At 38.9% G+C, this 24,723-nt stretch carries 26 protein-coding genes and 1 pseudogene; 12 read left to right on the top strand and 15 right to left on the bottom strand.

Features of this window, described 5'->3' with window-relative positions; translation table 11 throughout:
* Positions 1-105: 105 nt before the first annotated feature.
* From EA365_13870 to EA365_13855, 4 genes are read right to left on the bottom strand one after another with little or no spacing between them, the layout of a single operon-like run.
* Positions 106-1,017 (bottom strand): S1 RNA-binding domain-containing protein, encoded by a 912-nt coding sequence (locus tag EA365_13870; GenBank protein TVQ42939.1) that lies wholly within the window; start codon positions 1,015-1,017, stop codon positions 106-108.
* 29 nt (positions 1,018-1,046) lie between these two features.
* A complete protein-coding gene (gene hypE / locus EA365_13865) occupies positions 1,047-2,093 on the bottom strand; it encodes a hydrogenase expression/formation protein HypE (protein TVQ42938.1) in 1,047 nt (348 codons plus the stop codon).
* Positions 2,090-3,811 carry a lysine--tRNA ligase gene (gene lysS / locus EA365_13860; GenBank protein ID TVQ42937.1) on the bottom strand — a complete coding sequence of 574 codons (1,722 nt, stop codon included), beginning with the start codon at positions 3,809-3,811 and terminating at the stop codon, positions 2,090-2,092. Before lysS ends, hypE begins: the two co-directional genes overlap by 4 nt.
* Positions 3,812-3,843: 32 nt before the next feature.
* On the bottom strand, positions 3,844-4,470 hold the full coding sequence (locus EA365_13855) for a DUF938 domain-containing protein (protein ID TVQ42936.1): 627 nt from the start codon (positions 4,468-4,470) through the stop codon (positions 3,844-3,846).
* 165 nt (positions 4,471-4,635) lie between these two features.
* Here EA365_13855 and EA365_13850 point away from each other — a divergent pair, with 165 nt between their 5' ends.
* The 3 genes from EA365_13850 to EA365_13840 are packed head-to-tail and all read left to right on the top strand — an operon-like array spanning position 4,636 to position 6,497.
* On the top strand, positions 4,636-5,604 hold the full coding sequence (locus EA365_13850; GenBank protein ID TVQ42935.1) for a TonB family protein: 969 nt from the start codon (positions 4,636-4,638) through the stop codon (positions 5,602-5,604).
* A gap of 57 nt (positions 5,605-5,661) precedes the next feature.
* On the top strand, positions 5,662-5,964 hold the full coding sequence (locus EA365_13845) for an ArsR family transcriptional regulator (GenBank protein TVQ42934.1): 303 nt from the start codon (positions 5,662-5,664) through the stop codon (positions 5,962-5,964).
* A gap of 5 nt (positions 5,965-5,969) precedes the next feature.
* Complete coding sequence (locus EA365_13840; GenBank protein ID TVQ42933.1) at positions 5,970-6,497, top strand: hypothetical protein; 528 nt, start codon at positions 5,970-5,972, stop codon at positions 6,495-6,497.
* A gap of 74 nt (positions 6,498-6,571) precedes the next feature.
* Here the strand turns inward: EA365_13840 and EA365_13835 are convergent, their stop codons facing one another.
* Complete coding sequence (locus tag EA365_13835; GenBank protein ID TVQ42932.1) at positions 6,572-6,835, bottom strand: hypothetical protein; 264 nt, start codon at positions 6,833-6,835, stop codon at positions 6,572-6,574.
* A 357-nt stretch (positions 6,836-7,192) separates the two neighbouring features.
* Between EA365_13835 and EA365_13830 the strand changes: the two are divergent.
* A pseudogene (locus EA365_13830) lies at positions 7,193-7,297 on the top strand (IS200/IS605 family transposase).
* 46 nt (positions 7,298-7,343) lie between these two features.
* On the opposite strand, the gene EA365_13825 reads toward EA365_13830, so the two are convergent.
* A complete protein-coding gene (locus tag EA365_13825; GenBank protein ID TVQ42931.1) occupies positions 7,344-7,676 on the bottom strand; it encodes a hypothetical protein in 333 nt (110 codons plus the stop codon).
* 46 nt (positions 7,677-7,722) lie between these two features.
* Here EA365_13825 and EA365_13820 point away from each other — a divergent pair, with 46 nt between their 5' ends.
* The 4 genes from EA365_13820 (at position 7,723) to EA365_13805 (ending at position 13,183) form a co-directional block, all read left to right on the top strand.
* Positions 7,723-9,141, top strand: coding sequence for an MFS transporter (locus tag EA365_13820; GenBank protein TVQ42930.1), 1,419 nt, complete (start codon positions 7,723-7,725; stop codon positions 9,139-9,141).
* Positions 9,134-11,362, top strand: a complete 2,229-nt coding sequence (locus tag EA365_13815) for an FHA domain-containing protein (GenBank protein ID TVQ42929.1) — start codon at positions 9,134-9,136, stop codon at positions 11,360-11,362. The genes EA365_13820 and EA365_13815 overlap by 8 nt, the downstream gene beginning before the upstream one ends.
* Positions 11,363-11,505: 143 nt before the next feature.
* A complete protein-coding gene (locus tag EA365_13810; protein ID TVQ42928.1) occupies positions 11,506-12,687 on the top strand; it encodes a transaldolase in 1,182 nt (393 codons plus the stop codon).
* A gap of 142 nt (positions 12,688-12,829) precedes the next feature.
* The gene (locus EA365_13805; protein ID TVQ42927.1) at positions 12,830-13,183 is read left to right on the top strand and encodes a hypothetical protein; all 354 of its coding nucleotides are present in this window, start codon (positions 12,830-12,832) and stop codon (positions 13,181-13,183) included.
* On the opposite strand, the gene EA365_13800 is transcribed toward EA365_13805, so the two are convergent.
* Complete coding sequence (locus EA365_13800; GenBank protein ID TVQ42926.1) at positions 13,180-13,683, bottom strand: hypothetical protein; 504 nt, start codon at positions 13,681-13,683, stop codon at positions 13,180-13,182. The two genes, EA365_13805 and EA365_13800, sit on opposite strands and share 4 nt — an antisense overlap.
* A gap of 220 nt (positions 13,684-13,903) precedes the next feature.
* Here EA365_13800 and EA365_13795 point away from each other — a divergent pair, with 220 nt between their 5' ends.
* Positions 13,904-14,149 carry a hypothetical protein gene (locus tag EA365_13795; GenBank protein ID TVQ42925.1) on the top strand — a complete coding sequence of 82 codons (246 nt, stop codon included), beginning with the start codon at positions 13,904-13,906 and terminating at the stop codon, positions 14,147-14,149.
* Positions 14,150-14,487: 338 nt separating this feature from the next.
* Here the strand turns inward: EA365_13795 and EA365_13790 are convergent, their stop codons facing one another.
* The 3 genes from EA365_13790 to EA365_13780 form a co-directional block, all read right to left on the bottom strand.
* A complete protein-coding gene (locus tag EA365_13790; GenBank protein ID TVQ42924.1) occupies positions 14,488-16,719 on the bottom strand; it encodes a sodium:calcium exchanger in 2,232 nt (743 codons plus the stop codon).
* Positions 16,720-16,850: 131 nt separating this feature from the next.
* A complete protein-coding gene (locus EA365_13785) occupies positions 16,851-17,519 on the bottom strand; it encodes a phosphate ABC transporter permease (GenBank protein TVQ42923.1) in 669 nt (222 codons plus the stop codon).
* A 5-nt stretch (positions 17,520-17,524) separates the two neighbouring features.
* The gene (locus EA365_13780; protein TVQ42922.1) at positions 17,525-18,349 is read right to left on the bottom strand and encodes a 4-hydroxy-tetrahydrodipicolinate reductase; all 825 of its coding nucleotides are present in this window, start codon (positions 18,347-18,349) and stop codon (positions 17,525-17,527) included.
* 42 nt (positions 18,350-18,391) lie between these two features.
* Here EA365_13780 and EA365_13775 point away from each other — a divergent pair, with 42 nt between their 5' ends.
* Positions 18,392-19,543, top strand: a complete 1,152-nt coding sequence (locus EA365_13775; GenBank protein ID TVQ42921.1) for a hypothetical protein — start codon at positions 18,392-18,394, stop codon at positions 19,541-19,543.
* Here EA365_13775 and EA365_13770 read toward each other — a convergent pair.
* Both EA365_13770 and EA365_13765 read right to left on the bottom strand, forming a co-directional pair.
* On the bottom strand, positions 19,540-20,706 hold the full coding sequence (locus tag EA365_13770; protein TVQ42920.1) for an IscS subfamily cysteine desulfurase: 1,167 nt from the start codon (positions 20,704-20,706) through the stop codon (positions 19,540-19,542). The two genes, EA365_13775 and EA365_13770, sit on opposite strands and share 4 nt — an antisense overlap.
* 94 nt (positions 20,707-20,800) lie before the next feature.
* On the bottom strand, positions 20,801-21,148 hold the full coding sequence (locus tag EA365_13765) for a DUF1815 family protein (GenBank protein ID TVQ42919.1): 348 nt from the start codon (positions 21,146-21,148) through the stop codon (positions 20,801-20,803).
* A gap of 161 nt (positions 21,149-21,309) precedes the next feature.
* On the opposite strand from EA365_13765, the gene EA365_13760 reads away from it, so the two are divergent.
* The gene (locus tag EA365_13760) at positions 21,310-21,591 is read left to right on the top strand and encodes a hypothetical protein (GenBank protein ID TVQ42918.1); all 282 of its coding nucleotides are present in this window, start codon (positions 21,310-21,312) and stop codon (positions 21,589-21,591) included.
* A 3-nt stretch (positions 21,592-21,594) separates the two neighbouring features.
* Here EA365_13760 and EA365_13755 read toward each other — a convergent pair whose 3' ends face one another.
* From EA365_13755 to EA365_13745, 3 genes are read right to left on the bottom strand one after another with little or no spacing between them, the layout of a single operon-like run.
* Positions 21,595-21,990 carry a tetratricopeptide repeat protein gene (locus EA365_13755; GenBank protein ID TVQ42917.1) on the bottom strand — a complete coding sequence of 132 codons (396 nt, stop codon included), beginning with the start codon at positions 21,988-21,990 and terminating at the stop codon, positions 21,595-21,597.
* A 3-nt stretch (positions 21,991-21,993) separates the two neighbouring features.
* On the bottom strand, positions 21,994-22,674 hold the full coding sequence (locus EA365_13750; GenBank protein TVQ42916.1) for a GUN4 domain-containing protein: 681 nt from the start codon (positions 22,672-22,674) through the stop codon (positions 21,994-21,996).
* A 10-nt stretch (positions 22,675-22,684) separates the two neighbouring features.
* Positions 22,685-23,200 (bottom strand): D-glycero-beta-D-manno-heptose 1-phosphate adenylyltransferase, encoded by a 516-nt coding sequence (locus EA365_13745; GenBank protein TVQ42915.1) that lies wholly within the window; start codon positions 23,198-23,200, stop codon positions 22,685-22,687.
* A 29-nt stretch (positions 23,201-23,229) separates the two neighbouring features.
* On the opposite strand from EA365_13745, the gene EA365_13740 reads away from it, so the two are divergent.
* Entirely contained in the window at positions 23,230-24,651 is a 1,422-nt protein-coding gene (locus EA365_13740) for an NADP-dependent isocitrate dehydrogenase (protein TVQ42950.1), read from the top strand.
* Positions 24,652-24,723: the final 72 nt, after the last annotated feature.

Raw genomic sequence — 24,723 nt, 5'->3', positions numbered from 1 at the left:
CATGGCAACCTATTTGGGAACGCACCACCTCGATGATTAATTCGGTGGGTTACGCTGTCGCTAACCCATTCTACGATTTGATCTAGCCCAAAAGCGATCGCTTAATTATTCTGAGACGGTTGCTAACTTTTTCAGGGCTTTTTCCAGACGATTTTCGGCATCTGCGAATAATTCGGCTTTTTTCTCTAATATTTCTCCTGGATAATCTTCGAGAATTTTAGTAGATAAAGAAACACGCCTTTTAATCGTATCTAATTCCACAATTACTGCTTTAACGGTTTCTCCCACCTGGAATAAATTAAAGATAGATTCGATGTGTTGAGCGCTAATTTGCTTAATGTGTAATAAACCTGTGATATTATTTAGGTTAACAAAGACTCCATAGGATTCTATACGGGTAATTGTTCCCTCCACTAGATTTCTCTCCTCTAGTTTATCCATAGCCGCAGCTTGAGCCATTTGACGTTGAGAAAGGATTAACTTATTGCGATCGCTATCTACTTCTAGTAAGTTAGCATTGAGTTCTTGACCAACGAGAGATTCTAGGTTATCTTTGTATAAAAGGTGCGATCGGGGAATAAAGCCCCTTAAACCATCTACTTCCCCTGTGACACCACCTTTATTTACTCCCGTTACCAGCATTACTACTGTGCCAGCTGCTTCTTTAACTTCTCCTAAACGATGCCAAGCTTCCTGCATTGCTAACTGACGTAGAGAGAGAGTTACTTGACCATCGGCGTCTTGTTCACGGATAATTAAGAAGTCTCTTTCCGTTTCTAGGGGTAAAATTTCTTCTGAATCCGTCACTGTAGCTGCTGGTACTTCTTTAAGAGGTATAAAACCTGGAGATTTGCCCTGAATATCAACAAAAACACCATCAAGGCTATGTTGAATTACTTTACCCGATACTATTGTACCTTTACTAAACTGAAAATCGATACCTTCTAGCGCTTTAGCAAAATCATCTCTAGAAAAAGAAACATTTTGCTGACCAGAAGAGGTTGATTGTGAACTCATAATAAATAAAGTGATCTAATCTTTTAAATTTAACAAATTCTGGGCAATTGTTCACCACTAAGTAAATCGAGGATGCGTCTAGCCCCGATCGCGCTTTGGGTAGTCACTAAACCAATTTGACTATCACTACTAGCCACCACTTCGCCAATGATACTAGCTTCAGGATGAATAGATCGTAAGATTTGCAAAGCTGCTTGAGCATCTTCAGGAGGAATAAAAGCAATAAATCTACCTTCATTAGCGACATAGAGAGGATCTAAACCTAGGATAGCACAAGCCCCCTGAACTTGTTCTTGTACGGGTATATTTTGTTCTGAGATATTAATCTCTACACCTCGACTAGTAGCAATTTCATTGAGGGCGCTGGCTAATCCTCCTCTAGTTAAATCCCGCAGACAGTGAATAGTTACTCCTGCTGTTATTAATTCTAAGACTATTTGAGCTAAAGGTGCGCAATCACTAGTAATAGTGGTTTCAAAGGTTAAACCCTCTCTAAGGGCCATAATAGCAATACCATGACGCCCGATATCCCCACTTAATAACACCAAATCACCTACATTTACTGAACTTGGGGCGATCGTCTGTTGATGTTCAATGATCCCTATTCCCGCGGTATTAATAAAGATACCATCTCCTTTACCTCTATCTACTACCTTAGTATCTCCTGTGACTATAGTTACTCCCGCTTCGGTAGCTGCTGTTTGGATAGATTGAGCAATTCTCCAGAGAGTCTCCATCGGTAAACCCTCTTCGATAATTAAACCCAAACTCAGATAAAGAGGGCGCGCACCACTCATAGCTAAGTCATTAACTGTACCATTAACAGCGATTGTCCCGATATCACCTCCTGGAAAGAATAGAGGATGAATGACATAAGAATCAGTGGTAAAGGCAATTTTATTACCTGAGAGATTTAAAGCCACAGAGTCGTGTAATTCTTGTTGTCCAAAAGTAGGTGTAAAAATCTGATTGATTAATTGCTGCATCAGTTTACCCCCTCCACCATGGGCGAGGAGAATTTGGGGGTATTGTTGAATGGGAATAGGACAAGTTAGGTTAAAATCTTCTGCTGTCATGATTCTTGGTCAAAACCATATTTATTGCGGATGTGGCTATTAAAATATTGTCCTACCGAAGCTGTGGTTTTCATCTCTTTATAGATATTTTCGGGGATGTCGTGATATTTATAGACACTACCGTTGTTAAAGACTATTCTCAAGATTTGGCGATCGCTATCATAATCAAAAGACTCAATTGCTGCACTTTGAGATTTAAGTAAAGGGAAAGCGATCACATCACGGATACTAGAAGAGTTAGTCAACAACATCACCAAACGATCTATGCCAATCCCTAATCCTCCTGTTGGTGGCATTCCGTATTCTAAAGCTGTCAAGAAGTCTTCGTCGATGTCATTAGCTTCTAAATCTCCCGCGGCTTTTTTCGCTGCTTGGGCTGTTAATCTCTCTCTTTGATCAATAGGATCAGTTAATTCTGAGAAACTATTAGCTAACTCTCTCCCGACTATATATAACTCAAATCTTTCTACCAAACCTGGTTTACTGCGGTGTGGTTTAGCTAAAGGAGAGATTTCTAAGGGAAAATCTAGGACAAAGGTTGGTTGAATCAGGGTTTCTTCTACTTTTTGTTCAAATACTTGGTTAAGTAACTTACCTAGAGAATTACAATCTGTGGATGTTTCTACCCCAATCGCTTTTACTGCTGCTTTAGCTGTAGCTAAGTCAGAAAATTCTTCAAAATCTATACCCGTGGTTTTTTTAACCAATTCTGACATAGTTATTCTCGGCCAAGGTGGGCTTAAATTAATCACCTCATCTTGATAAGTAACTTTAGTTGTCCCAATTACTTCTGTAGCTACTGAACTAATTAAATCCTCTGTCAGAGACATCATGTCGTTATAGTCAGCGTAAGCTTGATAAACTTCTATAGAGGTAAACTCGGGATTATGACGAGTAGAAACCCCTTCGTTACGGAAGATTCGCCCTAGTTCAAAAACTCGCTCAAATCCTCCCACAATCAAGCGTTTTAGATGTAATTCTGTGGCGATGCGTAGATAGAGATTCATGTCTAGGGTATTGTGATAAGTGATAAAGGGGCGCGCCTCTGCTCCTCCTGCTTCGCTTTGTAACACAGGAGTTTCAATCTCTAAAAAGTCTCTAGTTTCTAAATAACGGCGAATAGCTGCGGTAATTTTTGCCCTTTGACGGAAGGTTTGTCTAACTTGGGGATTAACGATTAAATCAACATATCTCTGACGGTAACGTTTTTCGGTATCGGTTAAACCATGCCATTTATCTGGTAGGGGTAATAAAGATTTGGTTAAAATACTATAGGTTTGTACATAGATAGAGAGTTCCCCTTTTTCTGTACGTTTAATTGTGCCTGTTACTCCGAGTATGTCTCCTGTATCGGTTAGTTTTTTGAGATTGTCAAAAGCTTGGGGAGACTCAGACATACAATTGGTAATCCGACTTTTCTCTAAGTATAACTGTATTGTACCAGTTTCATCTTGCAGACTGAAAAAAGCCAATTTGCCAAACACACGACGAGCAATTATTCTCCCTGCTAGACTAACTTTTTCTGGATTTTCTGCACCTGGGGCTAAATCTATGTATTTTTCCTGCAACTCGGCGGTATGATGGGTTAATTGCCATTGATAAGCGTAAGGATTTAAGCCTAAATCTTGGAGTTGTTGTACTTTTTCCAGACGTGTGGCGCGTATTTCTTCTAGAGTAGAAGCACTCTGAGGTTTTGATTGATTAGATTCTGAAGACATCTACTTAGCGGGGATTATAACTCAAATCACCATTATACAATTTTTTCAAACACCACAGATAGATTGTTCGCGGGCATATTGATCGTTTCTTTCAGTCTGAGATGATGTTGTCTAGCAACGATGATTACTTCGTCTAAATCCCTAATTCCCCAAGCAGGATTCTGAGATTTTAACATCTCGTCAAAGGCAACGTTGCTTGAGGCTGTATGTTGACCATGTACGCGAAATGGACCATATAGGTACAGAATACCCTGGGCTGGTAAAATGCGCTCTGCACCCGCCATTAAGCCTAAACAAGCTGACCAGGGGGCTATATGAATCATATTGATATTGACTATAGCTTCAATGGGTGGAAATTCCACTGTTTCTATAGACCATAAGTTTGATTCTACGTTGATATCTAAAGGTAGCTGTAGGTTGTCGGTGGGACAATCTTCACGCCAAGCTGTAATACTTTGTCTTAACAGAGCATTTGCTTCTGAAGGTATCCACTGACGGGGGTAAACACGAGGGGCAAAAAATAAGGCGTGTTCCCCTGTACCGCTGGCTACTTCTAAAATAGTTCCTTCCCTTGGTAGTATTTTTAACAATACCTCTAATATCGGTTCTCGGTTTCTTTCTGTAGCAGGAGCATATTGTTTAGCGTCATTAGAATTCATAGTTAATTGGTTTTAGGATTTCAAGCTTTGGTTGCTCAGTTGAGAGATTAAGGTTAGTATAGAATAATTAGAAATACCTTTAAATAATCTAGAGGTATTTTTTTAATATCCTTAAAAACAAACTAGAGAGAAATTAATCTAGCAGATTAATTTAGGTTAAAAAGTGTGAACGGTAAGTATTATAGTTCTGATTGGCTACAAACAAGAAGTATTGGTATATTCGTTTCAGCAGGACTTCATCTAGTCCTCTTAGGGATTATTTTACCTAAACTCTCAGGAGAAGAACTACTACTCAGAGGTAAACTCAGATTTCGCAATATTCCCCTTATTTCCTTAACCTCAGAACAACAACAAAGACTACCCGAAACTTTACAACCTCCTAACCCAAGCGTCACCCCTCCCGAAGAAATAGAAACTATTCTTGATTCTACTCCCGTATTTACTAACAATCTTCCTCCCGCGGTTGAATCCACTACAGAAACTATCCCTATTCCCCCACCTTTAGATATACCACCACCCCCACCACCACCCCCTGTAGAGAGTTTAGTACCACCAACTGAACCAGTAGCGAGACTCTTACCCGTTACCCCTTCTCCTATTCCTAGAGAACTCATCGAGATTATTAACCCTCGGGAAGACTTCTTTAATAGTCCTAAAGTAACCGAGCCTATGATGATTATTCCTGAACCAGAAATCGCTACTCAACCAGAAGCAACACCTGTAGATAGAGAAAATGATTTAATCGCTTCAGTACAAGCTAAAGCAGAATCTCTTAAGTTTGATCCAAGTGACACTACCATCGGGGAAAGACAAGCTAACTATGAACGTTGGATTAGTTGGCAAACTGATAAGAACCCTCAAACAATTGATATACAGGGAGAATATCCCCTTGATGCTTGTATCAAAAAGATAGAGGGTGAGACTGTCTATGGTGTTCTAGTTAATCCTACAGGCGAAATTGTCAATTTACACCTGATTCAAAGTGCAGGATACTCTTTACTGAATACACAAGCAGTTCAACAAATAGAGTCTTATAACTTTTCTCCGAGTGTCGCTATTCAACCCTATTTAATTACTGTTAAATTTACTTATAATCCTGATTTGTGTCCTTCTTTAAGTGTTTCTCCTTCTTAAAATCTGCTCTGATACATTTATGCGGTATATTATGATTTATGAGGTGGATACTAAATTATGATAACTTTATCTTTAGCTAGTTATTTTCAAGCTTTATCTGACCCCTTGAGGTTAAGTATAATCGATTTACTCAAAGAAAGAGAATTATGTGTATGTGAGTTACAGGAGGTTTTAGATATCTCTCAATCTAAGCTATCTTTTCATCTTAAAATACTTAAAGAGGCTAATATACTGCAAAGTCGTCAACAAGGGAGATGGGTATATTACAGTATAAATAGCGAGGGATTTCAAATATTAGCAGCATATCTGGATCAATATAGTCAGTGTAAGATAGAATCAGCTCGTCTGTGTGAAGATTAAGTGATATGACTATTTTTCCCTTGTCTCCCTTGATTAGGATAACTTTAATTAGCTTATATTTTGCCCTGACTATACCCTTACCTTTTTTAAGTGATTTTACACAATCACCAGTGCCAACACCATTACTATGGCTAGGGATAATTTTAGGTGCGCACTCCTTGATTGCTGCTTTAAGTGAACGTGTGATTTTAGATGATGAGAAAATACAGGTTAGCTACCCTAGTTGGATTCCTAGCTTTTTCCGTAGGGGTTGGGTTTTATCTTGGTCGGAAATCAAGGATTTAAAGTTACGCACCACAGGACAAGGGGGATTAGTTTATTATTTTACTACTCACCAGGGAGAAAAAGCTTATTTACTCCCCATGAGGGTTGCAGGTTTTGCTAAGATGGTTGAGATAATTGCAGCTAAAACTGGTATTGATACCAGTGATATTCGTCCTCTATCTCAACCCTGGATGTATTTAATTTTATTGTTGTTAACTTTTTGCCTACTTTTGATAGATTTGTGGACATTGACATCCTCCCCATCCTGAAGAATGGGGATTCTTTAAAACAAGTTCAACATTTTCTCAGGTATTCTCTACGCTCACCATGTTTTCTCTGTTGATCAAGTAGTGTTTTTTTTTCGGCTTTGTTTCATTTGTTTAAGTGCGTACCAAATAGCCTTAATGTTGACACCGAAGCGCTCTGCTCTTTCTCGTAGTAAAGCATCAGGATGTTCTTGTACATCCCTTTTTAAAGCATTCCAATCTAGTTTGCGCGATCGCCTTGTTACTTTGACTGGGTTCAGATTTTCTCTTTTGCACCAATCCTGAACACACCATCGGCTGACTTGATATCGACGGGCTGCTTCTGCTTGTTTAGCCTCCATTTTTGACAAACTTCACTACACGATCACGTAAATCTACACTATATGTCATTAGCTTTTCTAGTTTTTTACGTTTTTTCTATTCTACTACTGTTTGTTTTTATTTGGAATGACTATAAAATTTAGTTAACCTGGATTGGTTAAAATCAGTATATCACAAGCATACCTATCAAAGCTTTTTATATTTGTACTCGTTAACGCACTTAAAGGAGTGTCTAGTAGAAAGTATGGTCAAGCTGGATTTGAAAAACCTTATGGTATAGCAGTACAAGCTAAGGTGTTTGACATTTTAAAATTATGAAACCCATTACTAATCTACCTTTTGCCTCTTACCTCTTGCCTCTTGCCTGCGCGTAGCGCTATAAAACTTGTTTGTGGTCACCGAGTTATTTTGCAGCTTCTATAGGAGGGGCACCTATAGATATCTTAAAGGAGTATATCAGAAATCAAGAGAAGCCCTGCTGAAGCAGGGGATATTATACCCATTCTTTTGATAAACCTTAGCTTTAGGTTAACGAGGTGGTTTGTTACGCCAAATATTGAACATGATTAGAAAACTACTGAGAAAATAACCAGAAGTCAACAAAGCGTTGAGATAAAGAAGACGAAAGCTGACTATATCAGTGGTTTGAGTTGAACCTAACCAGAGTAAAGCATAAGCTATTAACCAGGCGATCGCTAGTTTAACAGAAAGACGACTAACTTTTTGACTAGAAGTATCAGACTCATCCCGTAACAGAGTCCAGATAGCGGGGATTAATCCGACAATAGGGATAAGATAGATAAATAATTGAATTTGTTTGAGTTTTGCGTCTTTAAGGTCTAATTCTTCAGAGTGATTCATCTATATAAAAGTTTAAACTAGAAGATGTTTAACTCAATCTTAACTGATGAAAAATCAATCACCAATCTCAGAATCAAGATTAGATATATTTACAATGGTACGCATTGGATTATTTAATCTCGGTTTAGGTTTAATGTCGGTACTAACTTTAGCGGTACTTAATCGGGTTATGATTTCTGAGTTAGGGATACCTGCAACGGTTACCGCGGGGACTCTCGCTATTTCTCAAGTCATCGCTCCTGCTAGAATATGGTTTGGCAGGTTATCAGATATCAAGCCAATTTTTGGTTTATATCGCAGTAATTATGTGAGAATTGGCACTATTTTTGCAGGTTTAACCATCTTTACCGCGGTACAAATAGTTTGGCAATTGGGCAAAGTTGTTATAGAGAGTGGAGGGTGGTTATGGAGTGGAGACACGATTACTTTGACTATCCTACTTGGTTTAATTTTAGGTTGTTATGGTTTAGCAATTAGTTCGAGTTCCACCCCTTTTACTGCTATGTTAGTAGATATATCTTCAGAAAAGCAAAGGTCACAATTAGTGGCGATTGTTTGGTCAATGTTGATGGTAGGTATTGTGATTGGGGGGATTAGTGGCAGTATTTTACTCAAGGCTATAGAATTAGAATCTTCTTTAGAGGTTTTACGTAATCCCATTAACTTTATCTTTATTGTTGCCCCTATCGTCGTATTTTGTCTGGCTATAATTGCTACTTGGGGGGTAGAGAAGAGATATTCTCGTCTTTTACGTAGTGGAGTTCGTTCTTCAAGAGAAGATGATAGTATGGGTTTACAATCAGCTTTAAATATTCTCACTAGTAATCGACAAACAGGGATATTTTTCTTATTCTTGGTAGTAATTACTCTAGGATTATTTATGCAGGAAGCGGTTTTAGAACCTTATGGGGGGGATGTCTTTGCAATGTCCATTGCTCAAACAACTCTGTTAAACTCTTTTTGGGGGATTGGGATTTTAATTGGTTATAGCTTTACGGGTTTTTTGATTATTCCTCGTTTGGGTAAAGTTAATACAGCTAGACTAGGTTGTTTATTAGTAGCCATTTGTTTTGTCTTGATAATTTTAGCAGGTTTTACCCAAGCCGAACCTATCCTTAAATTTACTTTAGTAATCTTTGGTATCGCTACAGGGATAGCCACGGTGAGTAGCATTAGTTTAATGTTAGATTTAACTTTAGCAGAAAGTGCGGGAACTTTTATTGGTGCTTGGGGTTTAGCCCAATCTTTCGCTAGGGCGATCGCTACTTTCAGTGGTGGAGTAATATTAGATATTGGTCAACAATTGTTTGATACACCTTTATTAGCTTATGGTTTAGTATTTAGCACTCAAGGAATCTTAATGTTAATAGCGATCGTTATTCTCAAAAGAGTCAATATCGCCGAGTTTAAAGCTAATCAATCAGAAGCAGTTACCTTTGTGATGGAAGGGGATTTAGATGGCTAACAATCATCCTAGCAATCTCAGTAAAATGTTAACCCAAACGGTACAAAAAATCCAACAACGGGTTAACTTTACCTCTCAATTACTTAAAAAAGGGGCAAAAGTTCCCGAGTTATTAGTATATCTTCCTAATGAAACTAACCCTGAAGTTTATCCCTTATTGGGCGATCGCTACGTGATTGGGCGTAGTAGTCAATCCTGTGATATTCTGATTCCTAATGCGATCGTTAGTCAGACACATTTATCTTTACGAAGAGATTCTCGTAACCGTCGTACTTTTATAGTTAAAGACGAAGGATCGACTAATGGGACATTTCGGGGTAAAAAGAGACTCAAAGGTTTTTTACTGCATCATGGAGATGTCATAACCCTAGGTCCTGGAGAACTAGCTACAGCGGTAACGATTAAATTACGCTATCCTCGTCCTTGGTGGATGTTAATTTTACGTTATTGCCTCTACGGTGTCTCCCTCTTGCTATTTTTAGCTATACTGTGGTTAACTTGGCAATGGGTAGGTATAGATGTTTATCCTCTTCCCTCTAATACTAGTGGTCCGATTGTGGTTTATTCTGAGGATGGTCAACCACTTACCCCTTCTCGTCGAGAGACTCATAGAGAATTACCGAAATTATCTAGTTTTTCCCCTTATTTACCTAAAGCAGTCATCGCTTCAGAAGATAGTCGCTTTTATTGGCATTTAGGGGTAGATCCTTTGGGGATTGTCAGGGCGATATTTATTAATCTCGAACAACAAGGAATACGTCAAGGTGCAAGTACAATTACGCAACAATTAGCCCGCAGTCTTTTCCCTGAAGTAGGGAGAGAGAATACTGCGGGGCGTAAAATTAGAGAGATGGTGGTGGCTTTAAAGTTAGAAGCCGTTTATAGTAAAGATGATATTCTTAAAGCTTATCTCAATCGAGTCTTTTTAGGCTTGAATAATTTTGGTTTTGAAGATGCAGCCCGTTTATATTTTGATAAGTCAGCAGCTGATTTAGATATCGCTGAAGCTGCCACCTTAGTAGCTATTTTACCTGCACCCAATAGTTATAATCCTGTACAAGATTATGACACCGCAGTCTCTCTGCGCAATCGAGTCATTACGCGTATGGCTGATTTAGGTATGATTAGTCGAGAAGAAGCAGATAGGGCGAGGCGCTCGCGTATTGAAGTTAGCCCTAACGCTAGAGACGCTTTTAGTAATATTCTTGCTCCCTATTTTTATAGTTATATCATTAATGAGTTAAACAATATTTTAGGTACAGAAATAGCCAGAGAAGGTAATTTTATCGTTGAGACGAGGTTAAATTTAGCCTTACAAAGTAAAGCAGAAACAGCGATGTTAGCAACCCTAGATAATAGTAGCGATCGCTTTGGCTTTAGTCAGGGAGCATTAGTAACTCTAGATGGTAGCACAGGAGAGATACTAGCGATGATGGGGGGGAAAAACTATGGAGAAAGTCAATTTAATCGTGTCACCCGGGCCCAACGTCAACCAGGTTCAACCTTTAAACTGTTTGCCTTTGCTGCAGCTTTAGAAGAGGGAATGTCGCCAAGGAAGACTCACTCTTGTGATCCGATTATGTGGCAAGGACAACGCTACAAAGCTTGTGAACGTAGCGAGGGAGATATTAATATGTACACAGCCCTAGCCCAATCAGAAAACGCTGTAGCTATGCGCATCGCCCAAATAGTGGGTTTAGACTCCGTAGTAGCAATGGCGCGTAAATTAGGGATAAAATCACCTCTACAAGCTGTACCAGGTTTAGTATTAGGACAAAGTGAAGTCAATCTGTTGGAAATAACAGGAGCTTACGCGGCGATCGCCAATGATGGTGTTTGGCATCTTCCCCACGGAATCAAACGTATTCTCGACGGGAATGACTGTTCAGATGCTAGTAATCTGACAACTTGTCGAGAGATTTACAATTTTGCCCAAGAACCCAATACTAGTAAAGTAGCAGTTAGTAAAAACATCGCCCGTACCCTCACCAGTTTAATGCAATCTGTAGTAACAGAAGGTACAGGAAGAGCAGCTTATTTAGGTAGAGGTGAAGCGGGTAAAACTGGAACAACAGATAGCTACGTTGACCTCTGGTATATTGGTTACGTTAACCAACCCTCCTTAGTTACAGGTATTTGGTTTGGTAATGACGACAATAAACCCACCTGGGGAGGTAGCTATCAAGCAGCAGCCACCTGGGGAGAGTATATGAAACAATAATTTCAAAGTCAGGTATGCAAGCTTTTTGTTAAACTCACATCTTGCCGAATTTTGTTAATTCATGCTTAAGGAATCAACCCTCTACTGAAATAGAGGCTTACTATATTGAAGTAAACTCATTTCAGCATTAACAAGCATCAATTATGAGTAAAACACTTTTAGAACAGCTACGAGAGATGACAGTCGTGGTAGCAGATACAGGGGATTTGCAAGCTATTGAAAAATTTACCCCTAGAGACGCTACGACTAATCCCTCTTTGATTACAGCTGCAGCACAAATGCCTCAATATCAGGAAATCGTTGATGAGACTCTGCTGAAAGCGAAACAAGACGCCGGGAGTGATGCTAGTGATGCTCAAGTAGTTTCTCTAGCTTTCGATCGCTTAGCGGTATCTTTTGGTAAAAAAATCCTCGCAATAGTACCTCAACGAGTTTCTACAGAAGTGGATGCTCGCTTATCTTATGATACTGAAGCTACTATCGCCAAAGGAAAGGATTTAATCGCCCAATACGAAGCAGCGGGAATCTCTAGAGAAAGGATATTAATTAAAATCGCTTCTACTTGGGAGGGTATCGAAGCGGCTAAAGCCTTAGAAAAAGAAGGAATTCACTGTAACCTAACACTATTATTTGGTTTACATCAGGCGATCGCTTGTGCTGAAGCAGGTGTTACCCTAATTTCTCCTTTTGTGGGTAGAATTCTCGATTGGTACAAAAAAGAAACAGGTAAAGACTATACAGGTGCTGAAGATCCTGGTGTACAATCTGTCACCACCATCTATAATTATTATAAAAAGTTTGGTCACGAAACTGAAATTATGGGAGCTAGTTTCCGTAATATTGAGGAAATTTTCGAACTTGCAGGCTGTGATTTATTAACTATTTCACCAAAACTCTTAGCGGAATTAGACGCAACCGAAGGAGAATTAATCCGTAAACTCGATCCTGCTAAAGCTGCGACGATGGATATTGCCAAAATTACCATTGACAAAGCTACTTTTGCTAAAATGCACGCTGAAGACAAAATGGCTTCCGAAAAACTCTCTGAAGGGATTCAAGGTTTTACTAAAGCTTTAGAAACCTTAGAGAAACTTTTAGCAGATCGTTTAGCTTGTCTTGAAGCGGGTAGTAAAGTTGATGAAGCGGCTAGCACCCTTTTCCAATGCTACGATCTCGATGGTGATGGTTTTATTACTCGGGAAGAGTGGTTAGGTACTGATGCTGTTTTTGATGCTCTTGACGAGGATCACGATGGTAAAATCTCTCCCGCGGAAATGGGTAGTGGTTTAGGTTTACTGATCCAATTAGCTACCGCTGCTAAATAAACCAAATACTGATGTAACCATTTCACCCTCAAAACTTATATCCACTCATCAGGATGAGATAAAATAAGGACGCAATTAACCTCACACTTATTTTTGAGAAAATAAAGCGTGAGGCTTCTCCCCGTTAATCTAAATACCAATTATGCCCTTAATTAAAGTTCAAACCTCCATAACCCCACCTGAAACTAGTCAAGTCCAAGGGTTACTCAAAACCCTCTCTAGTCAATTAGCTAAACAACTAGGTAAACCCGAATCCTACGTGATGACAGCTTTTGAAGGAGGAATTCCTATGAGTTTTGCGGGTACTTTTGAACCAGTGTGCTATATTGAAATAAAAAGTATTGGCAATATGAGTCCAACTCAAACTAAAGCCATGAGTCAAGAATTTTGTCAACAAGTTAACCAAACACTCGATATCCCCAAAAATCGTATTTATATCGAATTTGCAGACGCTAAAGCCACTATGTGGGGTTGGAATGGTTCAACTTTTGGTTAGAGAGATTCCCTCTCGATCGTCTCTAATAATTGCTTTAATTGCAGACTAACCGAGTCATGGGTATATTCGTCATCGGGATGTGCTTCTTGTCCTGGCATCTGAAAATATGGTCTTTCTCCCGTTAGTTTACCCCATTGAAAATCAACTTGTTTGACTAACTCATAGAGTAATTCTTGATTAGTATTAATTTTTTGGATAATTTGGGCTAAAGCGTTTAAGGGTGAATCAATATTCTGACTGAGAATCTTTTGTTCGGCTTTAACCCATTTTTGTAAAACCATTTGTAATGCTCCAGTACTATCATGCAGATAATTAGCAATATAATTATTAATCTCGATTTCAACTTGTACTAATTTAGGTACAGGAGACTCACCCTTGAGAAAACCTCCTCCTTCCATCGCGATTAAATCAGCTACTGAAAATTTTCTTCCTTTGAGAACATCTCGTTTAATTTGTTGTTCAAGATCTCGATCTTGATCTTTATCTGGTTGTGGGGACATATTGATATTTCCTGACCTAAAAGAACACAGATTCTGAACCAATCTAATCACAAAATCTTACTTAAGTCTAAGACAAATTCAGGTAAGACATCTTCTCCCGATAGCGGGGGAGTGTCAATGACTTCTGAAGTGGCTAATCTTTGTCTAGAGTTAGTGCTAAAATAGTAGTAAATAATAAAGGCTCTTTTGGGCTTCCCTAAATATATCTAAAGTAAAAGCCATGTTGCAAGACGCTCAATCAATCCGTTATTATCAGAAACTCACTGATACTCTAGTAGATTTTCGCCATAGGGGTTATCGTTTTGACGAATTAAAAATGTACTCTGAAGGTTATCTAGCCGCTCTCAGATACACTAATGTTTTAGAAAGTCATCTGATTAACCGACTAGAAGCAGAAATTTTCCGTTTTTTACAAGATCCTTCTAATTTTGAGTTACCTCTACCTCAACCTGAAATAGAGTATTAGAAAAATCTCGGGCATCACTTAGCCCGAGTCCATTAGGCTACGGGATTGGCCGGATTCGAACCGGCGACCTAGCGCTTCAGATTCGTGTGAGTTTCCCCACTCTCTGGACTATCTCTTCACCCTAGATGAGATCTTTAGGTGGTGGCCGTTTAGTCTCTGCACCTTCTCTAAACTAATAGAGTTTGGCTCAAGATTACCATGTCTAATACCAATAGATTTAGGCTTCCTTGAATTTGACCACATTCACTGATGAGGTTTCCCTACATCGTGCCCGATTGTTCAGGAGGCGCTCGCTCTATCCAACTGAGCTACAACCCCAACCTTAACCATTCTAACAGTTAACTAACAGAAATGACTTGAGTTAACCTAGCGATATTCTCAAGTTCTCCAAAAAGTAATAACTTATCTTTGGCTTTAATTTGATTATCACCATCAGGAAAACGAATATATCTACCTGATCGTCGAATAGCTTGTATAGAGATACTAAACTCCTGATCAATCTTTAATTCTGCTAGGGTTTTACCCACAACAGGGCTATCTTCAGGGACAAATACTAATAGGGAAGAGTCACTATCTTGGGGAAGTATTTTAACTTCTCCTTGGGCTAATTGCCTAAAAGCGACTAATTCATCATGATCACCAACGATTAATAAATTATCTCCCTGATTAAGTATAATGTCAGGACTAGGATAGTCAATCTTCTCTTGATTAGAGCGAATAATCCCTATTAACGTTGCTCCCGTGAGACGACGTAGACTAGCTGTTTCTAGAGTTTTACCTATTAAGGGTGAATGATCAGGTAAAGGATACCACTTGCTACTCATAGTTCTAGTAGCTGCTTGCAATTCTTGGGTAATTTCTTCTTCAGAGCGATCGCCTCTAAGGGTAGCATAACGAGATTGACGAATCCGTTGGATATTTTGTTGAACACCAGTTGCGGGAAATCCTAACCCTGTAAATAAATGAGTAGAAAGTTCTAAACTCGCTTCAAACTCTGGTTGGACTACTTCTTTAGCGCCCATTTGGTAGAGTAACTCAATATCGTCCTCATTGTTAGCGCGCACTACTAAGTCAAGTTCGGGATTAAATGCTAAAGCACGCTTTAAACATAGACGAGTACTTAGAGGATCAGGTAGAGCGATCGCCATCCCCTTAGCTGCACTGATTTGGGCTTTTTCTAGAACAGCTTCACTAGCTGCGTTACCATAGATATAGGGTATTTGCGCTTCCCGTAGTTGTTGAATCCGTTGTTCTGACTCATCGATAACCAAAACGGGATAATCGCGCTCCTGAAATAATTTAACGATATTACTACCTACACGTCCATAACCACAGACGATAATATGATTTTGATAGGGTAAATCTTCGGCAACTTCTAGGGGTACATCTGCTTTAGCTAGTAAATCACTGATACCTGGTATAGATTTTGCTCCCGCAAAGATAATCGGAATAGCTCGTAAGATAAAAGGAGTCAAAGCTAGAGTGACTGCTGTTGCACCTAGGAGCAATAAATAGAGATTATCAGAGATTAACTGATATTTTTTGCCTTCTCCAGCTAAAACAAAGGAAAACTCACCAATTTGGGCTAACCCTAAGCCTGCGATAATCGCCGTTTTGAGGGGGTAGCGAAATAATAAAACAATCGGCGTAATAATTATAGTCTTGGCTACTAAAACAAATGCGACTAACCCGAGAATCACAGGTAAATTCTCCCATAAGAAAATGGGGTTAATCAATATACCGATGGAGATAAAAAACGCCGCTACACAAATATCTCGTAAAGGCTCAACATAAGCAAGGGTTTGATCTGAATACTCTACCTCAGAAATCATTAATCCCGCGACAAATGCTCCCATTTCGGTAGATAATCCCAAAAATCCTGTAAACACAGCGATTCCTAGACAGATAGCTACTACTCCTAAGAGAAATAGTTCTTTACTCTCGGTTTTAGCTAATAAACGTAAAATACGGGGAATAATCCATTTACCAATAGCTACCGCAGCTAGAGAAAATAACAAGATTTTGACTAAGGCGATACCTATAGCTATACCTATTTCTTCAACTGGTTTATTGAGAGCAGGCATTACTGCTAACATTAAACCCAAGGCTAAATCTTGGACAATGAGTATCCCCAACATTACTTGTCCATGAAGAGTTCCTACTTCGTTACGTTCAATGAGAATTTTAAGTACTACTGCTGTTGATGAGAGAGTAATTAATTCTCCTAAGAGGATACCTTCGGGGATGGTAGTGACTAAACCTACGGTTAAACTTAAAATCAATGTAATTACAATCGTAAGGATGATTTGTAATCCTCCACCTCCGAGGGCGATGTTTTTCACTTTTTGTAATTCACCCAAAGAAAACTCTACACCTAGGGTAAATAGTAAAAAGGTAACCCCTAATTCCGCTACTATTTCTACTTGATCATATTCGTGGATTAATCCTAAACCAAATGGACCAATGATTAATCCTGCGATCAGATAACCAAGTAATACAGGTTGTCCTAATAGGGATGCCAGTACTCCAGCGATCGCCGCTGCTGCAAAAATTGCTATTAAATCTAACATAAGTCTAGAGTAAGGTTGTCTGGATTATTCTAACATCAAAACCTCAATCGGAATTCCTTGGCTAATTGTAGTAATGTTCCCTGTCACTATGGAGTAGCAGTTTATTTATTTCTTTTCTGACATACAATAAGCTAATATCTAGAACGACGTTGAGTCTTACTTCTAGTTAAAGATTGACTGACTTGTTTAAAGATATCTCTGCGCAGATAAGGGTAATCACCAATCCAGAGATTGTGTTGGGGAATATAGATATCAGTAGTTTTATCAATAATAGCTAGATTGGGTTGTTTAGAGAGTACCAGACATTCGGCGATTTGACCTGGTTTGATGACTTTGTGTATGCGCTTAAGCGGTGCTTGGGTTTGAGCAAAAAATCCTGTTTCATCTTCTATTTCTAGATTGATTCTTTTTTCTTTATTCTCAATGATGACTAATTCTCCCCTTTGGTTAACGCTTTGCTCTTCTCTAATCAGTTCTTCGGTAATATAAACATCTACGATTCTAGCTCGCAGAAAACCACTGTAGGGATAGCGACGATAGCTTTGATTGCGCATACTCGCTAAATATACAGGTCCCCAGAGCCAGTATAACCCTGCAATGATTCTTAAGACTAGACTAATACCATCGGCTGCATGACCAAATAATTTAAATACCAACCAAATGGTTACTACCCCAACCAGAGAAATTAGTAACTGTTTGAGTATTTTTTGCCATTGACCAGAATAATAGAGGTATTGAGGACCTGTGGCAATTAAAGGGATAATCTCTTCAAAAGTCGCGCGAGTCAGGGGAATTAACATCTCAATTAGAGGATTTTTTCTAAACCGTAGATGAGTGATTTGAGTTCGGTAACTTTACGAATCGCTAAGATTACACCAGGCATATAACAAGAGCGATCGCTAGTATCGTGACGTAGGGTGTAAATTTGACCTGGTGAGCCAAAGATCACCTCTTGGTGAGCGATTAAACCTGGTAATCTGATACTGTGAATAGGTATGTCTTTAAATTTTCCTCCTCTAGCACCAGTGAGAGTTTCTGTTTCTTGAACTAGGGGTGAATTATATTCTTTATCTATTCCTGTCAGCATTTCCGCGGTTTTAATCGCTGTGCCACTAGGTGCGTCTGCTTTTTGATTATGATGCAGTTCGATGATTTCTACATGGTCAAAGTATTGGGCTGCTTGTAAGGCGGCCTGTTGTAATAATACCATACCAATGGAAAAATTGGGGATAATTAACGCTCCTGTGCTAGCTTTATCGGCAAATTCGGCTAAATCTTCGATTTGTGCTGCACTTAATCCTGTTGTACCTACTACGGGACGTACTCCATAGGCGATCGCACAACGGACATTCTCATAAATACTATCGGGATGGGTAAAATCTACCATTACTCCCTGAATTGTTGATTGTGTGGCTAAAACCAACACGCTTTGTAAATCGTTGAGTATGGGTACTTCAATCGCTCCACAACCTGCTACTTCTCCCGCGTCTTGACCTAAAAGTCCAGGATGACGATCTACCGCTCCTACAATCATCATATCTTCGCACTTAGAGACGGCTTTGATTACTTCTCGTCCCATTTTACCTGCGGCACCGTTGATTACTACCGGTATTTTTTGGTTATTGTCCATTTAGTTATGTTAGTCTATTAATAACATCTATTAGCTTAGCTTATGACAACAGCCCTAGATGAGTTAAGAAATAAGTGGTCAGAGCGCTTATTTAGTGACTATCCTAGTTTCCCTATTAACAAACGTCAAAGCATCATTAATTGGTTGTTAGGAGATTCCCCCAATAGATTTAATCAATTAGATTCCCAAGCCAGGGCGATCGCTACTCAAGGTTTAGAATTCCGCTACAATATTTTACGCAAAAGATATTTAAATATTACCTCTAATGTAGCTTATAACAGATTAATGACTCGTTTAAGTTCTGTGCCTATTGTCAATCAAAGAATTAGGGTTTGGATAGATACAAGTCGTGATCGCGCAGCTACCGTCATCGATATTATTCAAGAAATAATCATGGAGATGTTAAAAAGTGATAAATATCTCGAAAAACAACTCTATTGGATTAGCGAATGTACCCTAGATGAGAATCTACGTAATAGTTTATTATTAGCTACTATAGAAGAATATTGTTTACGTCCTATTGCTAATGAACCTTTAATTGCTCGTCGTTTTATTAATTTCCTTAAACGTGAAGCTAGATCAGGTATCACTAACATTTCTACTCAAGAATTAATTGTTGTGGTTTCTGAAGAGACTAAAACTGAGGATAATTCTGTTAGACATTTAAGCGATAATTTTAGTCAAGAAATTTATCAAGAACAAACACAATGGGAAGAAATTAAAGTTCTTCGAGTCTTAGTAACACAAGAATTAAGTACTTATTTACAAGAAAAAATAGGCTCAATAGCTGTGGATTGGTTAACTCTCTATCTTCAGGGTTTATCTCCCGAAATGATGGCTAAATCCTTAACTTTATCTCCTAAAAAAACTTCGGAATTACGTGAAAAAGTTATCTATCATGCTCATAATTTTGTGATCAAAAATAAACCAGAATTAGTGGAAGAATGGTTAGAAGTTTCTTTACAAGAGCATAATTTAGGGTTAAATAAAAGACAATGGGAAACTTTTTATGAACAAAAACTTAACCAAGAACAACGCTTAGTAATTGATAAACTTAAAATAGGTTTAACTAGAGAAAATGTAGCCAAGGAGCTTAATTTATCTGAAAGTAAGCTCCTCAAAAAATGGCGGGAGATTTACTTAATTGCTCAAGAAATTCGTAATTCTCCTAAACAGAAACAAAAATTAGGTTAACATCTAACTGCGGCTTTCCTGAGAGATTGTACCGTTTCTCTAACGTAATCTGCTGCTTGCTCTATATCCGTTTGGGTGTTAAAACGTCCAATCCCAAATCTCAGGGAAGCATAAGCTAGAGAGTCACTACGTCCTAAAGCTTTAAGTACGTATGAAGGAGCAACAGATTGAGAGGAACAAGCTGATCCCGAAGAGAGAGCTACCCTTGATTGTAATCCTAGTAACAACGCTGCACCATCTACACCCTCTATACTAATATTCAGGTTACCTGGTAATCTTTGACTAGGATGACCATTGAGATGAATACCCCCTAAACAAGAGAGTTTTTGCCATAATTGCTCTCTTAAGTCTAATAATCTGGTTGTTTCTGTTTCTTGCTCTTGTTGTGCGATTGCTACTGCTTTAGCAAAACCCACGATTTGGGGAGGGTAGAGAGTTCCCGATCGCATTCCTCTTTCTTGTCCTCCTCCCTGGATTTGGGAAGCAATATTCACTCTAGGATTACGACGACGCACATAGAGAGCACCTGTTCCTTTTGGTCCATAGATTTTATGTGCTGTTAAAGACATCAAGTCTATATTCATAGCTTCTACGTCTAGGGGAATTTTGCCAATAGCTTGAGCTGCGTCTGTATGAAATAATACTTTATGTTTTCTGCATATACTACCGATGGCAGCTAAAGGCATTAATACGCCTATTTCGTTATTAGCCGCCATTACCGATACCATAATTGTTTCAGGTTTAATCGCTGCTTCTAACTCGGCTAAATCAATTAAACCATCTTGTCCTACTTTGAGATAGGTAACGCTAAAACCGAGAGTCTCTAGATAACGACAGGGATCTAAAATCGCTTTATGTTCTGTTTCTATAGTGATTAGATGACGTCCCTGTTGATAGTAAGCTTCTGCTACTCCCTTAATAGCTAGATTATTAGCTTCTGTCGCTCCACTAGTAAAGATAATTTCTGTAGCTGTGGCGTTAATAGCTTGAGCGATCGTATTTCTTGCTTCTGTTACTGCTGCTTCTGCTGTCCAACCATAAGCATGAGCAACGCTAGCGGGGTTGCCAAAATGTTCTGTAAAATAGGGTAACATCGCCTCTAGTACCCTTTTATCTACGGGTGTAGTAGCATGACAATCTAAATAAATTGGTCGAAAGGACATTACTTGAGTCTAAATAGCTTAATCATCACTATAGTAACCAATTATTGGTTGCTATAGATAAAATGTTTGGGTTGATTTAACAACCCAATTAATCTTACCTAATTAAGGGCATTTTGGGAGAGTTGTTAGTATTTTGACTAGGAATATATTTAACGATATCAGTTAAGCCTTGCAATTGGTTAATTGCTTCTGCACCTTCTAACTTCATTAATTCTCGTTCATCTCGCATCTCTGTCCAGGTTATACCATAGTCAGAGACTAAAAAGCGAATCAGATGACCAGCTTCTAGACTCACCATAAAGGAAGCGCTATTCATTTGATCACCACAGGTATAACAGGAAGCTAAATAACCTCTGTTTTCCAATACAATCGCCAAAGCTTGAAGATTCATCACCAAGTCTTTGACGAAGTCTCGGTGTTGTTGTGCCAAACGTTTAAACATAGTGTACCTCCAAACAACACACCACAACTTTAATCACATTCTATCTATTTTAATACTATTTTAAGCTTTTGAGATTAATTGTATCAAATTGTCTAAATTAACAGAATTGTCTAGGTATCTACTGTTAATCTAGAATTGTCGGCAATAGACAGGAGTTCCCAGTGCTCGATCGCCAATCCTTTTCCAACTGCACCAGTCAAAATTTTGAGAAGGTAGCAATACAGAGATTTCGTACTTTAGCTATGTGTATTCCCCAAGACTGTCGGGTATTTCGAGAACCTTGGGGATGTTCTACGGTTGTTTGTCTAGATTTTCAAGCTTGTCCGAGTGAATTAGCAGAAACCAAGAATGAGGGTAATCTAATCTTAGCTGCTGCTAAACATTTAGGTCTAGCTAACTCAATAACTTTTAAAATTGGTAATCAAGTTATAGGTTGGACATAATCTTTAGTCGGGGTTTGTTTGATTTTGTTGCTGATTAGCTAATTCTTGTTGAACAGTAGCAAGAAGTAACTTAAGGTTTTCATCATCGGGATAGATGCTAATTAGTTTTTCGAGAGGGGCGATCGTCCCCTCTAAATCATTTAACTGGATACGAATATCAACTAATCCTTGTAAAGCAGAAGTATTATCAGGTTCACGTTCTAACACGATTAAATAACCTTCTTCTTGAGACTTAAGATGTTCACTAAGTGTTTGAGTTTGCTCAGGTACAGGTGAATTTTCGACAGGATTAGTCAACAATCTAACGATAAATAAAACACTAGAGGAAACAAAAGCTACACCAAATACTAATACCAAAATTTTTTTTAAAGAGCTTTTAGATTCAGTTTTTTTAGGCATAATTTATTCAAGCCAAGCCGGATGAGCAAAAAGAGAAGCAATTACCCTAACACCACGAATCTGATTTAAAAGAGGAAGATGACCAACCGGAGCGCTTAAATCCCAAGTAAAAGCATTAGGATAACGAGTCCATTCGTTGCCATTTTTCCAACCTATTTTAGGCCAAAGCTTATCAAAATCCTTACCCACCCCCAACCAAATTTTTCTCTGTACAGCAAAACCAAACTTACCCTCAGAAAACAAGTACCAGAGTTGATTAAGGGTTTGTAAATCGCTGCTAGGAAACTGTTGCACCTCGGTAAAATATACCCATTTGCGAGCAATAGCAGCATCACCAGCTAATTCACACATTTTAACCCGAGTCAGAGTATCAGCCTCTTGCCAATTTTGGGCTAGTAGTAGTTGTGCGAGGGGTTGATAATCGATATTGCGCTCTGAAGTTAGGGGTATAAATCCTTGGGGAAAATAGGTATCTAGTAATTGTTGAGCTTCCGAGGTTTGAAGTTGGTGTAAAACTTGGTAAATTTTGGCAGTAACTAGATTAGGAACAAGAGGCTGATTAGTTTGTAAAAATTCTGTTAGGATAGCTAATCCTCCAGAACTATCCTTAACCAGTTCGGGGATCAACTCTAGTTGTTTTTTCGGCGATGCGGTTAAAAAAGACAAAGTTTCTGTATCGCTCATGAATGATAAATTAACAGGCTAAAATACGTTTAATAATGTCGGTGGTAGAGGTAGGGATTTCTACTTCTATTAATTCAATTTTACCCCCATAGGATTGCACTAGAGGAGCTTCTGGTAAAGTAACTAAACTGTAGTCTCCTCCTTTAGCGTAAATTTCTGGTTTGAGGGTAGCAATTACCTGATTGGCTGTGCTTTCAGCAAAAATAACTACTCCATCCACAGGAATTAAAGCGGTCAGAAGTTCTGCGCGTTGTTCCTCGGGAATAATCGGGCGTTTAGGTAAGCCTGGGGTAGCAGGTTTGAGTTTAGCTACAGATTCATCGCTATTAAGTCCAATAACGAGAGTTTGACCCAGAGATTTAGCTTGTTGGAGATAGCGAATATGACCTACGTGTAATAAGTCAAAACAGCCATTAGTGAACACCAGAGGACGCCATTGTTCAGGATTAAGAGCGATCGCCCTTGTCAGGGTTTCGAGAGAATAAATCTTAGTATTCTTGCACACAGCCAAATAAGGCAATAATATTTTACTAGTCTATTAAATTTTAAATGATTATGTACGACAAATTAACCCCACCTACTGAAGGTTCTCAAATAGTTTTTGAGAATGGTTTACCCATTGTCCCCAATGATCCGATTATTCCGTTTATTCGTGGAGATGGTACAGGAGTAGATATTTGGCCGGCTACAGAAAGAGTGATTGACGCTGCGGTGAAAGCAGCTTACGGGGATGAACGGAAAATTAACTGGTTTAAAATTTATGCAGGGGATGAAGCTTGCGAGATTTACGGAACGTACCAATATTTACCTGAAGACACCCTCAAAGCGATTAAAGAGTATGGTATAGCGATTAAAGGACCTCTAACTACTCCAGTAGGTGGTGGTATTAGGTCATTAAATGTAGCTTTACGTCAGATTTTTGACCTGTATGCTTGTATTCGTCCTTGTTGTTACTATACTGGTACACCTTCTCCCCATAAATATCCCGAAAAACTCGACGTGATTATCTATCGAGAAAATACCGAAGATATTTACTTAGGGATTGAGTGGGCCGAGGGAACAGAAATCGCCGCCAAATTGATTAAAATACTCAATGAAGAGTTAATCCCCGCTACACCAGAACACGGTAAAAAACAGATTCGTCTTGATTCGGGAATTGGTATTAAACCTGTGAGTAAAACTGGCTCTCAACGCTTAATCCGTCGGGCGATCGAGCGCGCTTTATTGTTACCCAAATCTAAACAAATGGTTACCCTAGTACACAAAGGTAATATAATGAAGTACACAGAGGGTGCTTTCCGAGATTGGGGTTATGAATTAGCCCAAACTGAATTCAGGGATGTTTGCGTTACCGAGAGGGAATCCTGGATATTATCTAATCAAGAAAAAAATCCCGATTTAAGCGTTGAAGACAACGCACGTCAAATTGAACCAGGTTATGATGCTCTTACCGATGAGAAAAAAGCACAAGCTTGTCAAGAAGTAACCAAGGTTTTAGAGAGTATTTGGTCAACCCATGGTGATGGTCAATGGAAGGATAAAGTAATGGTCAACGATCGCATCGCTGATAGTATCTTCCAACAAATTCAAACTCGTCCTAACGAATATTCTATCCTAGCTACCATGAACCTTAACGGTGACTATCTCTCTGATGCTGCTGCTGCTTTAGTTGGTGGTTTAGGTATGGGTCCTGGTGCGAATATTGGCGATAATTGCGCAATTTTTGAGGCTACCCACGGTACTGCTCCTAAACACGCGGGCTTGGATAGAATTAATCCTGGTTCGGTGATTTTATCAGGAGTGATGATGTTAGAGTTCTTGGGTTGGATTGAAGCTGCAGAATTAATTAAAAAGGGTATTGGTGCAGCGATTTCTAACCGACAGGTTACCTATGACTTAGCTCGTATGATGGAACCTCCTGTGGAGAAACCTTTAAAATGTTCTGAATTCGCCGAAGGGATTATCAGTTATTTCTAGGGCTTCCAAAGCTTTAGGTGGAACGGTGGAACGGAATTCCTTTCTTCCTTTCTTCCTTTCTTCCTTTCTTCT

The organism is Gloeocapsa sp. DLM2.Bin57 (genome assembly GCA_007693955.1).
Taxonomy (GTDB): domain Bacteria; phylum Cyanobacteriota; class Cyanobacteriia; order Cyanobacteriales; family Gloeocapsaceae; genus Gloeocapsa.
Note: the sequence above shows the minus strand (reverse complement) of the source record. Positions and strands in the feature narration are given on the sequence as shown.

Bases quoted from the DNA above. Each gene is read 5' to 3' on its own strand.
- EA365_13775 (TVQ42921.1), top strand. From the start codon at position 18,392: ATGACAACAGCCCTAGATGAGTTAAGAAATAAGTGGTCAGAGCGCTTA.
- EA365_13855 (TVQ42936.1), bottom strand. From the start codon at position 4,470: ATGAATTCTAATGACGCTAAACAATATGCTCCTGCTACAGAAAGAAAC.
- EA365_13755 (TVQ42917.1), bottom strand. From the start codon at position 21,990: ATGCCTAAAAAAACTGAATCTAAAAGCTCTTTAAAAAAAATTTTGGTA.
- EA365_13800 (TVQ42926.1), bottom strand. From the start codon at position 13,683: ATGTCCCCACAACCAGATAAAGATCAAGATCGAGATCTTGAACAACAA.
- EA365_13815 (TVQ42929.1), top strand. From the start codon at position 9,134: ATGGCTAACAATCATCCTAGCAATCTCAGTAAAATGTTAACCCAAACG.
- EA365_13740 (TVQ42950.1), top strand. From the start codon at position 23,230: ATGTACGACAAATTAACCCCACCTACTGAAGGTTCTCAAATAGTTTTT.
- EA365_13770 (TVQ42920.1), bottom strand. From the start codon at position 20,706: ATGTCCTTTCGACCAATTTATTTAGATTGTCATGCTACTACACCCGTA.
- EA365_13805 (TVQ42927.1), top strand. From the start codon at position 12,830: ATGCCCTTAATTAAAGTTCAAACCTCCATAACCCCACCTGAAACTAGT.
- EA365_13820 (TVQ42930.1), top strand. From the start codon at position 7,723: ATGAAAAATCAATCACCAATCTCAGAATCAAGATTAGATATATTTACA.
- EA365_13765 (TVQ42919.1), bottom strand. From the start codon at position 21,148: ATGTTTAAACGTTTGGCACAACAACACCGAGACTTCGTCAAAGACTTG.
- EA365_13750 (TVQ42916.1), bottom strand. From the start codon at position 22,674: ATGAGCGATACAGAAACTTTGTCTTTTTTAACCGCATCGCCGAAAAAA.
- EA365_13795 (TVQ42925.1), top strand. From the start codon at position 13,904: ATGTTGCAAGACGCTCAATCAATCCGTTATTATCAGAAACTCACTGAT.
- EA365_13780 (TVQ42922.1), bottom strand. From the start codon at position 18,349: ATGGACAATAACCAAAAAATACCGGTAGTAATCAACGGTGCCGCAGGT.
- EA365_13790 (TVQ42924.1), bottom strand. From the start codon at position 16,719: ATGTTAGATTTAATAGCAATTTTTGCAGCAGCGGCGATCGCTGGAGTA.
- EA365_13840 (TVQ42933.1), top strand. From the start codon at position 5,970: ATGACTATTTTTCCCTTGTCTCCCTTGATTAGGATAACTTTAATTAGC.
- EA365_13810 (TVQ42928.1), top strand. From the start codon at position 11,506: ATGAGTAAAACACTTTTAGAACAGCTACGAGAGATGACAGTCGTGGTA.
- EA365_13835 (TVQ42932.1), bottom strand. From the start codon at position 6,835: ATGGAGGCTAAACAAGCAGAAGCAGCCCGTCGATATCAAGTCAGCCGA.
- lysS (TVQ42937.1), bottom strand. From the start codon at position 3,811: ATGTCTTCAGAATCTAATCAATCAAAACCTCAGAGTGCTTCTACTCTA.
- EA365_13825 (TVQ42931.1), bottom strand. From the start codon at position 7,676: ATGAATCACTCTGAAGAATTAGACCTTAAAGACGCAAAACTCAAACAA.
- hypE (TVQ42938.1), bottom strand. From the start codon at position 2,093: ATGACAGCAGAAGATTTTAACCTAACTTGTCCTATTCCCATTCAACAA.
- EA365_13870 (TVQ42939.1), bottom strand. From the start codon at position 1,017: ATGAGTTCACAATCAACCTCTTCTGGTCAGCAAAATGTTTCTTTTTCT.
- EA365_13845 (TVQ42934.1), top strand. From the start codon at position 5,662: ATGATAACTTTATCTTTAGCTAGTTATTTTCAAGCTTTATCTGACCCC.
- EA365_13785 (TVQ42923.1), bottom strand. From the start codon at position 17,519: ATGTTAATTCCCCTGACTCGCGCGACTTTTGAAGAGATTATCCCTTTA.